The organism is uncultured Campylobacter sp., assembly GCF_938031315.1.
Lineage (GTDB): Bacteria > Campylobacterota > Campylobacteria > Campylobacterales > Campylobacteraceae > Campylobacter_B.
The window spans coordinates 1-1,174 of record NZ_CALHHT010000304.1; the positions used below are offsets into that span (position 1 = coordinate 1).

The 1,174-nt window shown below is 51.6% G+C and carries 2 protein-coding genes; both read left to right on the forward strand.

What is annotated here, in order from left to right; translation table 11 throughout:
• Positions 1-245 (forward strand): hypothetical protein (locus Q0236_RS07520; protein WP_297916576.1); only part of this gene is annotated, 245 nt, incomplete at its 5' end.
• The coding region (locus Q0236_RS07525) for a hypothetical protein (protein ID WP_297916578.1) at positions 239-1,174 on the forward strand (936 nt) is incomplete at its 3' end. The genes Q0236_RS07520 and Q0236_RS07525, both read left to right, overlap by 7 nt.

Here is a 1,174-nt window from a genome sequence, read left to right on the forward strand (position 1 = left end):
TATGTAACGGCAACGCAAAGCCGATAAAATCGAGCAGTTCTACGAACGCTTTGAGTTCTAGCACTGCGGCTAGAATTTCAGCCCTTGTTTGTGCGGACGAAATTTTGAAATATGGAGTGACAGCGGGGATTTCGGCGCTCGCCCTAGCAAATAAAATTTTAATTCCTAGGGCTGCGGGCAAAATTTTAAGCCTCAGTGCTGTGCCGCGCACGGATTTTGGGCCTAAAAGAGCGGGCGGATGCTAGATTTAGAGCTTGCTTCGCGCATTACGATCATCACAAATCGCGCGCTCTGCGGCAGCGAGGCGGCACTGCTTGCGCGTATAGCGGATTTTGCCGCGACGGGCGTAGGCGAGATCATCGTACGCGAAAAGGATTTAGACGAGGCGGCCTACGCGGCGCTGTTTGGTAAAATTTTACGCGCCTGCAAGAATGGGTTTTGTACGGATACAGCCCGCGCGGACGGGATTTTTGCAAATGAAGCTAGTGCTGCTAAATTTAGCAAAACGCAAGCTCTTGGGGGCGAATTAGACGCGAGCGCGACCTGCACGGATAAAATTTTGCTCTGCGAGCGCGGCGCAGACGAAGTTTTGCTAAAGAGGCTCCATTCGGGCGGTAGCAAGATCGAGCTTTACAAGGATACGACTCACAAGTATGCCGCTACGGATAAAATCCAGTCTAAAAATTTAGCTTGGGTTTTAGATGAAAATTTGTCCGAAAATTTTATCGGCGCTGCAAATTGCGCGGACGATAGCGAGCTGGGCGAGATTTCGCTTCGCGGCGCCGTATGCGAAACGAAACTAGCGGCAGAAGGCGTATGGAGCGCAGAAAATGCGGAAAGTATGCGGAGTACGCAAAGTGCGGAAAATACAAATGATGGACATAGTGCAAAAAACGCACGGGGCTCGCGGAGCGCGCAGTATGCAGAAAACTCGGAAAATATAGAGGGCGTAGAAAATTCACAGAGCGTGAAAAAGGTGGAAAACTCGCAGAGTGCGGAGGGCGTGCAGATAGCAGAGAGTGCAAGGCGCCAGCCTGCGGTCTTTGTGCATAATTTCGCGGATTTTGCGCTGCGCAAGGGCGAGAGAAATTTATGGCTGCCGCTCGGGGTTTTGCGGAGCTTCAGCGCGGCGCACGGTGCGGAGTTTTTGCGCGCAAATTTCAAAAAACTGATC